This is a genomic window from Bacillus sp. 3103sda1 (assembly GCF_024159135.1).
Classification (GTDB): domain Bacteria; phylum Bacillota; class Bacilli; order Bacillales; family Bacillaceae_G; genus Bacillus_A; species Bacillus_A rhizoplanae.
Genome location: NZ_JAMYWS010000001.1, coordinates 3,627,170 through 3,641,177, shown reverse-complemented (window position 1 = coordinate 3,641,177; position 14,008 = coordinate 3,627,170). Strand labels below are relative to the sequence as shown.

At 37.6% G+C, this 14,008-nt stretch carries 16 protein-coding genes; 13 read left to right on the top strand and 3 right to left on the bottom strand.

Annotated elements, in window-relative coordinates; genetic code table 11:
• Positions 1-8 precede the first annotated feature (8 nt).
• The 6 genes from aroE to NKR74_RS18280 all read left to right on the top strand — a co-directional run bounded on the left by aroE (position 9) and on the right by NKR74_RS18280 (position 3,509).
• Positions 9-842: a shikimate dehydrogenase gene (gene aroE, locus NKR74_RS18305; RefSeq protein ID WP_253630444.1), complete on the top strand. Its 834-nt coding sequence runs from the start codon at positions 9-11 to the stop codon at positions 840-842.
• A gap of 4 nt (positions 843-846) precedes the next feature.
• A complete protein-coding gene (yhbY, locus tag NKR74_RS18300) occupies positions 847-1,146 on the top strand; it encodes a ribosome assembly RNA-binding protein YhbY (protein ID WP_098307893.1) in 300 nt (99 codons plus the stop codon).
• Between the two features lie 135 nt (positions 1,147-1,281).
• Positions 1,282-1,851 carry a nicotinate-nucleotide adenylyltransferase gene (locus NKR74_RS18295; protein WP_253630443.1) on the top strand — a complete coding sequence of 190 codons (570 nt, stop codon included), beginning with the start codon at positions 1,282-1,284 and terminating at the stop codon, positions 1,849-1,851.
• Positions 1,841-2,410 (top strand): bis(5'-nucleosyl)-tetraphosphatase (symmetrical) YqeK, encoded by a 570-nt coding sequence (gene yqeK / locus NKR74_RS18290; protein WP_253630442.1) that lies wholly within the window; start codon positions 1,841-1,843, stop codon positions 2,408-2,410. Before NKR74_RS18295 ends, yqeK begins: the two co-directional genes overlap by 11 nt.
• Positions 2,407-2,763, top strand: a complete 357-nt coding sequence (gene rsfS, locus NKR74_RS18285; RefSeq protein ID WP_253630441.1) for a ribosome silencing factor — start codon at positions 2,407-2,409, stop codon at positions 2,761-2,763. The genes yqeK and rsfS overlap by 4 nt, the downstream gene beginning before the upstream one ends.
• Positions 2,760-3,509 carry a class I SAM-dependent DNA methyltransferase gene (locus NKR74_RS18280; RefSeq protein WP_098307886.1) on the top strand — a complete coding sequence of 250 codons (750 nt, stop codon included), beginning with the start codon at positions 2,760-2,762 and terminating at the stop codon, positions 3,507-3,509. The genes rsfS and NKR74_RS18280 overlap by 4 nt, the downstream gene beginning before the upstream one ends.
• Positions 3,510-3,615: 106 nt before the next feature.
• On the opposite strand, the gene comER is transcribed toward NKR74_RS18280, so the two are convergent.
• Complete coding sequence (comER, locus tag NKR74_RS18275; RefSeq protein WP_253630440.1) at positions 3,616-4,440, bottom strand: late competence protein ComER; 825 nt, start codon at positions 4,438-4,440, stop codon at positions 3,616-3,618.
• Positions 4,441-4,519: 79 nt separating this feature from the next.
• Here comER and NKR74_RS18270 point away from each other — a divergent pair, with 79 nt between their 5' ends.
• From NKR74_RS18270 to NKR74_RS18260, 3 genes are all read left to right on the top strand, one after another.
• On the top strand, positions 4,520-5,119 hold the full coding sequence (locus NKR74_RS18270; protein ID WP_301287721.1) for a helix-hairpin-helix domain-containing protein: 600 nt from the start codon (positions 4,520-4,522) through the stop codon (positions 5,117-5,119).
• A gap of 63 nt (positions 5,120-5,182) precedes the next feature.
• A complete protein-coding gene (locus NKR74_RS18265; protein ID WP_253630438.1) occupies positions 5,183-5,740 on the top strand; it encodes a ComE operon protein 2 in 558 nt (185 codons plus the stop codon).
• 16 nt (positions 5,741-5,756) lie between these two features.
• Positions 5,757-8,117: a DNA internalization-related competence protein ComEC/Rec2 gene (locus NKR74_RS18260; RefSeq protein ID WP_253630437.1), complete on the top strand. Its 2,361-nt coding sequence runs from the start codon at positions 5,757-5,759 to the stop codon at positions 8,115-8,117.
• On the opposite strand, the gene NKR74_RS18255 is transcribed toward NKR74_RS18260, so the two are convergent.
• On the bottom strand, positions 8,104-8,238 hold the full coding sequence (locus NKR74_RS18255) for a YqzM family protein (protein WP_098307876.1): 135 nt from the start codon (positions 8,236-8,238) through the stop codon (positions 8,104-8,106). The two genes, NKR74_RS18260 and NKR74_RS18255, sit on opposite strands and share 14 nt — an antisense overlap.
• A gap of 422 nt (positions 8,239-8,660) precedes the next feature.
• On the opposite strand from NKR74_RS18255, the gene holA reads away from it, so the two are divergent.
• Complete coding sequence (gene holA / locus NKR74_RS18250; protein WP_098307874.1) at positions 8,661-9,674, top strand: DNA polymerase III subunit delta; 1,014 nt, start codon at positions 8,661-8,663, stop codon at positions 9,672-9,674.
• Positions 9,675-9,758: 84 nt separating this feature from the next.
• Here the strand turns inward: holA and rpsT are convergent, their stop codons facing one another.
• The gene (rpsT, locus tag NKR74_RS18245) at positions 9,759-10,016 is read right to left on the bottom strand and encodes a 30S ribosomal protein S20 (RefSeq protein ID WP_098307872.1); all 258 of its coding nucleotides are present in this window, start codon (positions 10,014-10,016) and stop codon (positions 9,759-9,761) included.
• A gap of 182 nt (positions 10,017-10,198) precedes the next feature.
• Between rpsT and gpr the strand changes: the two genes are divergently transcribed.
• The 3 genes from gpr (at position 10,199) to lepA (ending at position 13,847) form a co-directional block, all read left to right on the top strand.
• Positions 10,199-11,302: a GPR endopeptidase gene (gene gpr / locus NKR74_RS18240; protein WP_253630436.1), complete on the top strand. Its 1,104-nt coding sequence runs from the start codon at positions 10,199-10,201 to the stop codon at positions 11,300-11,302.
• Positions 11,303-11,323: 21 nt separating this feature from the next.
• Entirely contained in the window at positions 11,324-11,665 is a 342-nt protein-coding gene (locus tag NKR74_RS18235; RefSeq protein ID WP_253630435.1) for a YqxA family protein, read from the top strand.
• 358 nt (positions 11,666-12,023) lie between these two features.
• Positions 12,024-13,847, top strand: coding sequence for an elongation factor 4 (gene lepA / locus NKR74_RS18230; protein ID WP_098307864.1), 1,824 nt, complete (start codon positions 12,024-12,026; stop codon positions 13,845-13,847).
• Positions 13,848-14,008 lie beyond the last annotated feature (161 nt).

Genomic DNA, 14,008 nt, shown 5'->3' with positions numbered 1-14,008 from the left:
GAGGACTTGTGAAACAATTATATGGTGTAATTGGAAATCCAATTGGACATTCCTTATCGCCGCTTATGCATAATGATGCGTTTACATATTTAGAGATGGATGCACATTATCATGCTTTTCTCGTTCAGGAGAGTGAATTAGGCGAAGCGGTGAAAGGATTGAAGGCACTTGGAGTTATTGGATTTAATGTGACAACGCCGCACAAGGTTTCGATTATGCAGCATTTAGACGAAATTGACCCGTTAGCAGAACAAATCGGTGCGGTAAATACAGTGCTTCATAAAGAAGGAAAATTAATTGGTTATAATACAGATGGAATAGGGTATGTTCGTTCATTGCAATCTATTAGTAAAGAGCCATTAACGAACAAACGTATTTTACTGCTTGGAGCTGGTGGGGCGTGTCGTGCGATTTATTATTCACTTGCGGCTGCTGGTGTGAAAGAAATTGACATTGCGAATCGTACAGTAGAGAAAGCAGAGCAGCTTATTACAGATTGTAGAAGTGAAGTTATGTCTTTGGCGCTTTCCTTAGAAGAAGCAACAGACAAACAAGCACTGTATGATATCATTATCCATACAACGACAGTAGGTATGCACCCGCACGTAGAAGATACACCACTACGCATTCGTGATTTAAAAAAAGGAAGCATTGTGTCTGATATTATTTATAATCCATTTGAAACGAAATTGCTGCAAGATGCGAAGGCGCATGGAGCAATTGTGCAAAATGGCATTGATATGTTTGTATTTCAAGGGGCGCTTGCATTTGAAATTTGGACGGGACGCTTACCTGATATAGAACGAATGAAACAAATAGTAATGAAAAAGCTTGGAGGCTAAATACATGTTAACAGGAAAACAAAAAAGATTTTTACGTGCTGAGGCACATCACTTAACACCAATTTTTCAAGTTGGTAAAGGTGGAGTAAATGAAAATATGATAAAGCAAATTGCAGAAGCGCTAGAAGTGCGCGAGCTAATGAAAATTAGTGTACTGCAAAACTGTGAATTTGATCGTCATGAAGTAGCAGAAGAGCTTTCGGAAGGTGCAAAAGCAGAGCTTGTACAAGTAATCGGAAACACAATCGTCTTATATAAAGAATCAAAAGAAAATAAACGTATTGTGTTACCAAAAACAAAGTAACGATCTCAGGGAATTTTATTCCAATCACAGTTCGTTGAACCAATCGGGTTCTTATAGGTATCTTGCTTCTTTAACGCATTAGAAGTTTTGGGCGAGATCTATTGCCTGTAAGAACAAGGTAAAGGGGCGTTTTCTTTGAAGAGAATCGGGATTATTGGCGGGACATTTGACCCGCCTCATAATGGACATTTGTTAATTGCAAATGAAGTGTATGATGCATTGCAACTTGATGAGGTCTGGTTTCTACCGAATCAAATCCCCCCTCATAAACGAGATAGGGAAGTTACAAGTGTACGTAATCGTTTAGAAATGATCCATTTAGCAATCGAACAAGAAATGCACTTCTCTGTTTGTTTAGCAGAGCTTGAACGAGAAGGCCCATCTTATACGTATGACACTATGTTACAATTGACAAAGGAGCATCCAGACGTACAATTCCATTTTATTATTGGCGGGGATATGGTTGAATACTTACCAAAGTGGTATAACATCGATGAATTATTGAAGCTCGTTACGTTTGTCGGCGTTGCTCGTCCTGGTTATACACTTTCTACTCCTTATAAAATTGCAAAGGTGGAAATTCCAGAATTCGCTGTTTCTTCATCACTTTTACGTGAACGTTTTACAAAGAAGAAGACATGCAAATATTTACTTCCAAAAGAGGTACAGGAATACATTGAGAGGAATGGGTTATATGGATCGTAAGCGAGCACTTGAAATTGTGAAACAACAAATGCATGAAAAGCGTTATATCCATACAATTGGTGTTATGGAAACGGCCATTGAACTCGCAAAGCAATATGGTGTTGACGAGAAAAAGGCCGAGATGGCAGCGATTTTTCATGATTATGCAAAGTGTAGACCGATTTCAGAAATGGAAGAAATTATTAAACGAGAAAATTTACCAAAAGACTTGTTGCATTATAATAAAGAATTATGGCATGCACCAGTTGGGGCATATTTAGTAGAAAAAGAAGTCGGTATTACAGATGCTGACATATTACAAGCTATTACGTATCATACGAGTGGGCATGAACAAATGACAATGCTTGATAAAGTGATTTACGTGGCGGATTATATTGAACCCGGCCGTAAGTTTCCAGGCGTTAAAGAAGCACGGAAGCTGGCGCGAGAAGATATTAATCAAGCGTTATTGTATGCTTTAAAGCATACAATACAATTTTTAATGGAAAAGAACCAAACGATTTATCCATTAACATTTCAAACGTATAATGCAGTCATTAAGGAGGACTTTACGAAATGAAAGATAGAGAATTGTTAGTATTGGCAGCACGAGCAGCTGACGATAAAAGAGCAGAAGATATTGTTGTTTTAAATATGCAAGGGATTTCCCCGCTTGCGGATTATTTTGTGATTTGCCATGGTAACTCTGATAAACAAGTACAAGCAATCGCTCGTGAAATTAAAGAACAAGCACATGAAGTACACATTGATGTAAAGCGCATGGAAGGTTTTGAAGAAGCGCGTTGGGTGTTAGTTGACCTTGGGGATGTTGTTGTACACGTATTCCATAAAGATGAGCGTGATTACTATAACTTAGAACGTCTTTGGGGCGATGTACCGCGCGAAGATATCGCAGAAGAGTTAGGTCAATGAGATACGAACAATTTGCATTATTGTATGATGAGCTAATGAATGATGTCCCGTATGAAAAATGGATGGAATTTACGGAACAAAGCTTAGAACAAATTGGTAAAACAGATGCGAAAATTCTTGATGTAGCTTGCGGAACGGGGAATGTCACATTGCCCCTTGTGAAAAAAGGATATGATGTAACGGGAGTAGACCTATCAGAAGAAATGTTAACAATCGCTCAGCAAAAGCTATGTGAAGAAGGTCACTTTATTCCTTTTTATCAACAGGATATGCGCGAGTTGGATGTTCCAGGTGAGTTTGACTGCGTGACGATTTTTTGTGATTCGTTAAATTATGTATTGCAAGGGGAAGGCGTTCAAGAAACGTTTCGACGTGTCTATCATCATTTGCATCAAGATGGTTTATTTTTATTTGATGTTCACTCTCTTTATAAAATTCATCACGTATTTCAAAATGAAACGTATACAGTTAATGAAGAAGAAATTTCTCTCATTTGGAACTGCTTTCCTGGTGAAGAAACAAACAGCGTTGAGCATGATTTAACATTTTTTGTACGAGATGAAGAGGAGGATGTGTATCATCGATTTGATGAGTTGCATATGCAGCGTACATATCCTGTTGAAGAATTGACAAAATGGCTTGAAGAAGCTGGTTTTACTGTTCTTCGCGTAACGGGAGACTTCGAAAGAACTGAAGTAACAGAACAAACAGAGCGTATTTTCTTTGTCGCTAAAAAGAATTCATAGTAAAAAAGCAACCGTATGAATGGTTGCTTTTTTACTTATAAAGGTAGACCGCAAAAAAATAAAGCATTTATGAAGGAATATAGTAGTTTTTGTCGTAAGAGATATATTAATGCTTATTAAATTGCTGTTCCACGTGCTCAACATCCTCCTCATACTTCTCATGTGTTCGTTTTAACACCTTGTTAAACATATCTCCAATATGTTCTTCTAAAACGCGAATCCCTTCTCCTGTTATACCGCCTTTTACGCACACTTTCTCCTGCAAAGCCGGCAAGGTGAAAATTTGTTTTTCTAACAGTTTTCCCATCCCAATAATCATTTCGCTCGTTAAAATAGTAGCTTCTTCACGTGTAATATTTGTTTCATCTACAGAGGCGTCGATAAAGCGTTGTAATAAATAGCTGAAAAATGCCGGACCGCAGCTTACGATATCAGATGCCACTCTTGTGATATTCTCTTCAATGATAATAGGCTTAGAGATTTTTTGAAACAATTCCAATAACAGTGTTTGCCATTCTTGTGAGCATTTTTTTCCGAATGTGCATAAGGAGACACCAGCTAATGCGCGATTTGTAATACTCGGGATAATACGAGCAACATGGCAGGATACGATCGTTTCTAATTGTACGGTAGATATAGGGCTTGTAATGGAAACTAGACATTTGTCATTTGTAAGAATAGAGGCATGCTTTGTCAAAATAGGATATATATCGAATGGTTTTACACAAATAAAAATCAGCTCAGAGCGTTCAATTACTTCTTGAATTGTTTTTGCTATATGAATAGAAGGATACTTCTCTTTTATATGATATGCTTTTGCGAAAGTACGATTAATGATAGTAAGACACGAAGGTTTGACAGCCCGGGCTTCGATACATGCATCAATGAGTATATTCCCCATATTCCCTGTTCCTATTATTCCTATGTTCAATGTTTCATCCCCTCCTTCGTAACATCTTTCTCCTAAACAATATGAAGTTTATTTTGAATTTATGAATTAGAGGTGCAAAATGATGATGAATTTGCAAAGAAAGTGGCTCGTTTTGTTTGCAGCAATTGGTATTGTCGGTATTTTATTTGTATGGCAAACAAAAGGTTGGCAAGAACAACCGGCAGTGAAAGTGGAAGCGAATTCTAAGATAGAAGAGAGGAAGGAGAAAACAAAGGTAACAGACTCTAAACTGCAATCGAAACCGATTATAGTTGATGTTAAAGGAGCTGTGCATCGTGAAGGGGTGTATGAATTACAAATTGGAGATCGGGTGAAAGATAGTGTTGAAAAGGCAGGCGGATTTTTGCCAGAAGCAGATGTAACAAAGGTAAATTTAGCGCAGCTTGTGCAAGATCAAATGATGATTTATGTACCAAAAAAAGGAGAACAAACTGCTACTGTGAATGAATTTTCCTTGCAGGAAGGGAAAATACAAATTAATACAGCGACAAAGGAGCAACTTGAAAAAATATCTGGCATTGGTCCTAGAAAAGCAGAAAGTATTATGAAATATCGCGAGCAGCACGGTCCGTTTCAAAAAGTAGAAGATTTATTGGAGGTTGATGGGATTGGTGAAAAATCGCTGGAAAAAATAAAAGATGAAATAATTGTTCCTTAAATGATTGACGACTTTTTTCTTATTTCGCTAAACTGTAAGAAGATTAAAAAGTAGGTGAAGATAATGGAACGAGTTTCTTGGGATCAATATTTTATGACACAAAGTCATTTGTTATCACTGCGCAGCACGTGTACAAGGCTTGCGGTTGGAGCGACAATTGTGCGGGATAAACGCATTATTGCTGGTGGTTATAACGGATCGATTGCTGGCGGTGTGCATTGTATAGATGAAGGGTGCTATGTGATCGATAATCATTGTGTGCGCACAATTCATGCGGAAATGAATGCAATACTGCAATGTGCGAAATTTGGTGCGAAAACAGATGGAGCGGAAATTTATGTTACGCATTTTCCGTGTTTACAATGCTGTAAAGCAATTATTCAAAGTGGTATTACAGCGGTGTATTATGCGCGAGATTATAAAAACCATCCGTATGCACTTGAGTTATTTGAGCAAGCCAACGTAAGAGTAAAACATGTTCCTCTTGCATTTGACGTAACAATATTGGAAGAACAACAGAAAATGCAGGAGCTAAAACAGCTTTTGTCTTCGTTAGAAACGGACGAAATGACGTTGGAACAGTTGCAACAAGTATTACTGCAGGCAAAAAATATGGTATAAACCGTGAGGTGAGTACGTGTTCCGTGGGCAATGGAGCTACGTTGCAATCTCAGTTATCTTTGGGATTGCAACAGCTTATTCCTCTTTTTCTATCGTTCCTTTTCTTATATTCGGTTGCTATTGTTTAATTTGTTTTTCTCGTACTTCTCTTCCAATACTCTCCTTGATTGTCCTCGTATTTGGTCTTACATATGTATACGCAATCTACGTAGACACACAAAATCATTCTATGCTCTCTTTTCGTGAAACAAACGTAACAGGTACAATTCAAAGTACACCACTTATAAACGGAAATCGTCTTTCTTTTCAGTTAGGAATGGAAAGTAATGAAACAGTGCAGTTGGTTTACAAAATTCCATCTCGTAAATTAAAAGAAGAATTAAAGCAATTACATCCTGGTATGGTGTGTGCGTTTACCGGCACTTTGAAAGAGCCACCACCCCCTCGGAATTTTTATGCGTTTGATTATAAGGATTATTTATATAAACAGCATATTCATGCTCTTTTTGAGGTTGAATCAATCTCGAATTGTGTGCAAAAAGATATTTCCTTTATTCATTGGTTATATTCAGTGAGGCAATCAGCTATTTCTTATATAGGGGAAACGTTTTCTGGGCAGTCAGGAGCCTTTATGAATGCTTTATTGTTTGGTGATCGTCAATATATGACGTTTGAGGTAGAGGAACAGTATCAACAGTTTGGACTTGTTCATTTATTGGCGATATCAGGATCGCATATTGTTCTGTTAACTGCAATGTGTTATTTTGTATCACTTCGAATTGGTATGACACGTGAAAGTACGACGATGCTCCTACTCGTTTGTATTCCGCTGTATATGTTTTGTGCAGGGACCTCACCATCTGTTGTACGAGCATCTATAGCTGCTGTTATTGTGCTAGGAGCACTCACGCAAGCAATCCGAGTCTCGGGGATAGATGCTTTAAGTATGACATTGATGATTATGCTTTTTTATAATCCGTATGTACTATTTGACATTGGATTTCAGTTTTCGTTCGTAGGAAGTTTTTCCCTTTTATTATCTTCGTCACGGCTTCTAGCTAGTGAAAATGGTATAGTAAAAAATTCTATGTATCTTTCGGTTATTTCCCAGTTAACAAGTACGCCTATTTTGCTTTATCACTTTGGGCATTTTTCTCCTTACAGTATTCTTCTTAATATGATCTATGTCCCGTTTTTATCTTTATTTGTTTTACCTATGTGCATTGTGCTTCTTATATGTATAGTATTTCTCCCAATTGTGTCGCAGTGGTTAGCTCACATATTGTCTCTATGTATACACGTTTCGAATGTGATGCTCCAAATGTGCGAAGCTTTACCGTTTGTACGTCTTACCTTTGGACAAACACCGCCATTTATCGTTATGTTATATTGCATGAGTATTGTAAGTGTCCTTTTATCATGGGAGGGACTTATTTGGAGAAAATATCGCATGTTGTTTCTATCGAGCTTTTTTCTGCTTAGTATATGTCATTATGCATTTCCATGTGTGAATGCAAACGGAAGTATTACTTATATTGACGTTGGGCAAGGGGATGCGATTTTGATTCGTCTCCCATACAATCAAGGAACGTATTTAATTGATACGGGTGGGACACTTCCAGTAAAGAAAGAAGAATGGCAACAGAAAAAACATGAATTTTCTGTTGGACATGATATTCTCATTCCATTTTTACAAAAAGAGGGTGTGCAAATGATTGATAAATTAATTGTGACACATGGAGATATGGATCACATGGGAGCAGCCAAAGAAGTAATGCAATCCATTGCTGTGAAAGAGGTTGTGCTAGGGAAGAAAATAAAATTCTCTTTACCTGAACAACAAATAAAGCAGCTTGCTGTGCAAAAGAACATACCTATTCGAATTGTAGAAAGAGGAGACAGCTGGAAGGCTGGAGATGCGGTGTTCTCGGTATTATCCCCAGAAGGAGAAGAAAAAGAAGATAATGATCAATCTATTGTGATTTGGACAAAAATAGGAGGACTAACATGGTTATTTACAGGTGATTTAGAAGAAATAGGTGAGAAGCGTCTTATACAATGGTATCCAGAGCTGCATGCAGACGTTTTAAAAGTTGGACATCATGGTAGTAAAACGTCATCTTCACAACAGTTTTTGGGTATAGTGCAGCCGAAAACAGCCGTTATTTCTGTTGGAGAAAACAATCGTTATGGACATCCGCATATCGAAGTGTTAGAGCGTTTAAGGGAGCGCGGAATTGAAGTGTGGAGAACGGATGAACAAGGGGCAATTTCTTATGTTTTTCAAGGGGAGACGGGAACGTTTCGCAGTAAGTTAACATATGATGAAACACAGAAAAAAAGAAGACTGCCACATGCAGTCTTTAAGAACCGATAAATTTAATGACTGTTGCGATGATAAATAATGTGGTAAAAAATCCGAATGAAACTATAAAGCCTACCCCTGAATCAGTAGCGTCGTTACGCTTACTTTGAACGTTTTTTTCAAATTCATTCATCTTTGAATCCCTCCCAACATTCCATTTTAGTATAAAATATTGTCAGAAAAAAATCTACAATTTATCCTGTTATTCGTGGACAGTAAAAATTCTCAACTCAAGATTCTGAGAGAGCTGGGAATACCTGTCCGTAAAAGTCCGATTGGTTCAAATAACCAACAATGGAAAACAGCCTCCACTGATGGAAGTTTCACTTTATCAATGCTTTTCCAAGTGTGCTAACAGTTGTCATTCATAGTTGATAAGGCAGGTGCAAACAATAAAATCAAGGTGATCACCGTTACAAAATAAGATTCCCGGGGCTTATTTTGTAACGTTTTATATAGATCAAGGAACGGGTAGCCGCCTGTTCCTTTGCACTTGTAAAACGGTAGTTGTCACATTACTATAAGTATATAAAGTTTTAGGGAGTAGGAAATTACATGAGTGATGTACATAAAAAAATAAAGAAAAAGCAATTTGCCGCATTATATTTGTTATATGGAACAGAGGCATATTTTATAAATGAAACGCTTCAGCTTTTGACATCAGAAGCCTTACCTGAAGAAGACCGTGAGTTCAACGTTGTTACCTATGACTTAGAAGAAGGATATATAGAAGAAGTAGTTGAAGATGCAAAGACACTTCCTTTTTTTGGAGATCGTAAAATTATCGTTGTGAAATCACCGTTATTTTTAACATCGCAAAAAGCAAAAATTGAGCAAAACGTAAAAATTTTAGAGGAATACATTGCTGAACCTTCACCATTTTCTATTCTTGTATTTATCGCTCCTTTTGAAAAATTGGACGAGCGTAAAAAAATTACAAAGCTCTTGAAAAAAACAGCGGATGTAGTAGAGGCAAATGCAATGCAAGTACAAGATGTACGTAAATGGATTGTAAGCCGTGCGGAAGAAATGCATATTCATATAGAGGAAGGGGCAGCTAGTTTACTATTGGAGCTTGTTGGAAGCAATGTAACGATGCTTGCGCAAGAAATGAATAAGCTTACATTATATGTCGGGATAGGCGGAGAAATTACTACAAGTCTTGTAGCAGAGCTTGTTCCAAAGTCTGTTGAACAAAATGTGTTCGCCTTAACAGAAAAGGTGATAAAAAAAGATATTGCAGGTGCCATGCGTATTTTAGAAGGATTATTTACACAGCAAGAAGAGCCGATTAAACTACTTGCGCTTCTTGTAGGTCAGTTTCGTTTATTATATCAAGTGAAAGAACTTCAGCAGCGTGGTTATGGGCAAAATCAAATTGCATCGCATATTGGTGTGCACCCGTATCGCGTGAAATTGGCTATGAATCAAACGAATTTCTTTTCATTTGAAGCGTTAAAGCGAGTGATTCATGAACTTGCTGAAGCAGATTATAATATGAAAACAGGAAGAATGGATAAACGCCTTGTACTAGAATTTTTTCTAATGCGTTTAAATCATATTGGATAGTGGAAAAATGTTCATGTAAATAACTACATGAACATTTTTTTAGGAAAATAAAAAACGACCCAGACGGATCGTTTTTTTAAACGCTTACGCGTTTACTTGTTTCGCTAAGCGAGATTTTTGACGAGCTGCAACGTTTTGGTGGATAAGACCTTTACGAGCTGCTTTGTCAAGTTTTTTAGAAGCTACTTTGTATGCTTCTTTCGCTGTTTCAAGATCGTTATTGTTAACTAAAGCTTCTACAGTTTTAACAGCTGTACGCATGTCAGATTTGATAGAAGCGTTATGTGCACGACGCTCTTCGCTAAGTTTAGCACGTTTGATAGCAGATTTAATGTTTGCCATATATTTCACCTCCCTGGTGCGATCGAGTGACTCGATACTTACATAGAACAAGTGATATTCTATCAAACGGAGAAGAGAATTGCAATAGTGAGATCGATGAAATTTCAATATAGGAAAAGAATGACTAAAAATGATTTGGGGAATTCTAATGAATATTTATTATAAGTAGTGGAGGAGATTGTATGCGTGAACCGCTTGATTTAAGTAAATATGCGATAAGAACAGATCTTGCATTAGAAGCCCATCAAATGCTGCAAGAGCAGCAAGAAGAAAAAACTGCTATTCAAGGTGTAATTGTAAAAGAGCGCGAAGAAGATGGTATTACGATTACAAAGGTGACGATTGATGAAAGTGCTGTTGAGGCGATGGGAAAGAAACCAGGGAATTATTTAACCTTAGAAGTACAAGGGATTCGTCAGCAAGATACGGAGTTACAACAAAGGGTAGAGGGGATTTTTGCAAAAGAGTTTTCGTACTTTATGGAGGAAATTGGAATTGAAAAGGAAGCGAGCTGCTTAATTGTTGGTCTTGGTAACTGGAATGTAACACCGGATGCATTAGGGCCAATTGTTGTAGAAAATGTACTTGTCACACGCCATTTATTTAAGTTGCAGCCGGAAAGTATCGAGGAAGGTTTTCGTCCTGTCAGTGCGATTAGACCGGGAGTTATGGGCATTACAGGTATTGAAACGAGCGATATGATTTATGGAGTCATTGAAAAAACGAAACCAGACTTTGTGATTGCAATTGATGCGCTTGCTGCTCGGTCTATTGAACGAGTGAATAGTACCATTCAAATTTCGGATACGGGTATTCATCCTGGTTCTGGTGTTGGGAATAAACGAAAAGAGTTAAGTAAAGAGACGCTAGGTATACCAGTTATTGCAATTGGTGTCCCAACTGTTGTTGATGCGGTTTCAATTACAAGTGATACAATTGATTTCATTTTAAAACATTTTGGGCGTGAGATGCGAGAGGGTGGAAAGCCGGCCCGTTCTTTACTTCCGGCTGGATTTACCTTTGGTGAGAAGAAAAAGCTTACAGAAGAAGATATGCCGGATGAAAAAAGCCGTAATATGTTTTTGGGAGCTGTTGGTACGCTTGAGGAAGAAGAGAAGCGAAAGTTAATTTATGAAGTGTTAGCGCCGCTCGGACATAATTTAATGGTAACACCAAAAGAAGTGGATGCGTTTATTGAAGATATGGCTAATCTCATTGCGAGTGGTTTGAACGCAGCGCTTCATCACCAAGTTGATCAAGATAATACAGGGGCATATACGCATTGATTGTAAAAGGAGAAATAAGAATTGGAGCAATTTACACGTAAATGTATCCTTCTCGTTATTGGTCTATTTCTTATAACGTTAGCGGGTATGCAAGTTGCCAATAGCGGGTTAAAACGGATGAAAGGCTATAACAATCCAACATATGAGCAAATTGCTCACATAACAGAAACAGACCGCGAGGATGTAGAAAGAACAATTCTTGGAGAAACATTTTCCATTGAGGAAAAACAAAAACAACTAGAAGAATTAAAAAGTTTTAATATGCTAGAGAGCATGGGAAAAGGATTGACTTTATTGGTGCAAAATGTAGTTCGCAGTATAACATATACCATTGTTGACAAAATGAAAGGTGCATTTCATTAATCCCGCTACTTTTGGACAGTAAGACTCCCACTTTAAAATTCTGAGAAAACAAAGAAGATAGGTGGGGGATAACGTCCGTAAGAGCTCGATTAGCTAACCACCAGTGGGGGATAAAAAGAAACCCCCACTGGTGGAAGTTTCTTTTCATTTGAAGCGTAAAGAAGCGGCTATCTTACTTAAGAGTAGGGTAGCTTTTCTTCATGATAGAAAAGGTTTGTCTATTGTTTACGGATTGCATATGATAAAAGTAAGAGCACTTGCTTATAACGCTGCACCAGTTTTCATTGAATCTTTGCCCTTGTATTGATATAATCAGTGCTAGTGTATATTGGCGAGATTAGTAGGAGTGAGAAAATAGATGAATAAAGAAGAAAGAGCAAAAAGGCAGTCTAAAATTCGTAACTTTTCCATTATTGCTCACATTGACCACGGAAAGTCAACGTTGGCAGACCGCATTTTAGAGAAAACAAATGCGTTAACACAACGCGAAATGAAAGCACAGTTACTTGACTCTATGGATTTAGAGCGTGAGCGTGGAATTACAATTAAATTAAATGCAGTACAATTAACGTATAAAGCGAAAGATGGAGAAGAATATATTCTCCACTTAATTGATACACCAGGGCATGTCGATTTTACGTATGAAGTATCTCGTAGTTTAGCGGCATGTGAAGGTGCGATACTTGTTGTTGATGCAGCGCAAGGGATTGAGGCGCAAACATTAGCAAACGTATATTTAGCATTAGATAATAATTTAGAAATTTTGCCGGTTATTAATAAAATTGACTTGCCGAGCGCTGATCCAGAGCGCGTTCGTCAAGAGGTAGAGGATGTAATTGGCTTAGATGCATCAGAAGCTGTGCTTGCTTCTGCAAAAGCGGGGATTGGTATTGAAGAGATTTTAGAACAAATCGTTGAAAAAGTACCAGCTCCAGCAGGTGATTCGGAAGAACCGTTACAATGTATGATTTTCGACTCTTTATATGATCCGTACCGCGGTGTAATTGCTTATATCCGTGTTGTAAACGGTACAGTAAAAGTTGGCGATAAAGTACGTATGATGGCAACAGGTAAAGAGTTTGAAGTAACAGAAGTAGGTGTGTTCACACCGAAAACAACGCAGCGTGAAGAATTAACAGTAGGTGATGTAGGCTTCTTAGCCGCATCAATTAAAAATGTTGGTGATACGCGTGTAGGTGATACGATTACACATGCAAAACGTCAAGCGACAGAACCTTTACCAGGGTATCGTAAATTAAACCCAATGGTATTCTGTGGTTTATATCCAATTGATTCTGCACGTTATAATGATTTACGTGATGCATTAGAAAAGCTAGAATTAAATGACTCTGCTCTTGAATTTGAACCAGAAACGTCTCAAGCACTTGGATTTGGTTTCCGCTGTGGATTCTTAGGCTTACTTCATATGGAAATCATTCAAGAACGTATTGAACGTGAATTTAAAATTGATTTAATTACAACAGCACCAAGTGTTATTTATAAAGTATATTTAACAAACGGTGAAGACATGATAGTTGATAACCCATCTAACATGCCAGATCCGCAATCTATTGATCGTGTGGAAGAACCGTATGTAAAAGCATCTATTATGGTTCCAAACGATTATGTTGGAGCAGTTATGGAAATTTGCCAAAGAAAACGTGGTACGTTTATTGATATGCAATATTTAGATGAAACGCGCGTTACTTTGACGTATGAAATTCCACTTTCTGAAATCGTATATGATTTCTTCGATCAATTAAAGTCGAATACGAAAGGATATGCATCCTTTGATTACGAGCTAATTGGTTATAAACCGTCTAAGCTTGTGAAGATGGATATTTTATTGAATGGTGAGCAAGTCGATGCGCTATCTTTCATTGTGCATCGTGACTCAGCATATGACCGTGGAAAAGTAATTGTAGAAAAGTTAAAAGAGTTAATTCCAAGACAGCAGTTTGAAGTGCCTATACAAGCGACAATCGGAAATAAAGTTGTGGCGCGTTCTACAATTAAAGCGATGCGTAAAAACGTATTAGCAAAATGTTACGGCGGTGACATTTCTCGTAAACGTAAACTTCTTGAGAAACAAAAAGAAGGTAAGAAGCGTATGAAGTCCGTTGGTTCCGTAGAAGTACCGCAAGAAGCATTTATGGCTGTATTGAAAATGGATGATAATTAATAACAAAAAGAAGCCGTTTGTACGGCTTCTTTTTGTTTAGGGGAGCAGAGATAATATCTTTTAAAGCTTTGGTTAATATTTAGACATCTGTGTAGCTCTCCTTTACAATAGTGGTAATGCTTTTTAGCGAAGAGTAACCAAACAGTAATCATAGCTATGAA

Excerpts from the sequence above, each read along its gene's own strand:
- yhbY (WP_098307893.1), top strand. The coding sequence starts at position 847 with ATGTTAACAGGAAAACAAAAAAGATTTTTACGTGCTGAGGCACATCAC.
- yqeK (WP_253630442.1), top strand. The coding sequence starts at position 1,841 with ATGGATCGTAAGCGAGCACTTGAAATTGTGAAACAACAAATGCATGAA.
- rsfS (WP_253630441.1), top strand. The coding sequence starts at position 2,407 with ATGAAAGATAGAGAATTGTTAGTATTGGCAGCACGAGCAGCTGACGAT.
- NKR74_RS18280 (WP_098307886.1), top strand. The coding sequence starts at position 2,760 with ATGAGATACGAACAATTTGCATTATTGTATGATGAGCTAATGAATGAT.
- NKR74_RS18270 (WP_301287721.1), top strand. The coding sequence starts at position 4,520 with ATGATGATGAATTTGCAAAGAAAGTGGCTCGTTTTGTTTGCAGCAATT.
- NKR74_RS18265 (WP_253630438.1), top strand. The coding sequence starts at position 5,183 with ATGGAACGAGTTTCTTGGGATCAATATTTTATGACACAAAGTCATTTG.
- NKR74_RS18255 (WP_098307876.1), bottom strand. The coding sequence starts at position 8,238 with ATGAATGAATTTGAAAAAAACGTTCAAAGTAAGCGTAACGACGCTACT.
- holA (WP_098307874.1), top strand. The coding sequence starts at position 8,661 with ATGAGTGATGTACATAAAAAAATAAAGAAAAAGCAATTTGCCGCATTA.
- rpsT (WP_098307872.1), bottom strand. The coding sequence starts at position 10,016 with ATGGCAAACATTAAATCTGCTATCAAACGTGCTAAACTTAGCGAAGAG.
- gpr (WP_253630436.1), top strand. The coding sequence starts at position 10,199 with ATGCGTGAACCGCTTGATTTAAGTAAATATGCGATAAGAACAGATCTT.
- lepA (WP_098307864.1), top strand. The coding sequence starts at position 12,024 with ATGAATAAAGAAGAAAGAGCAAAAAGGCAGTCTAAAATTCGTAACTTT.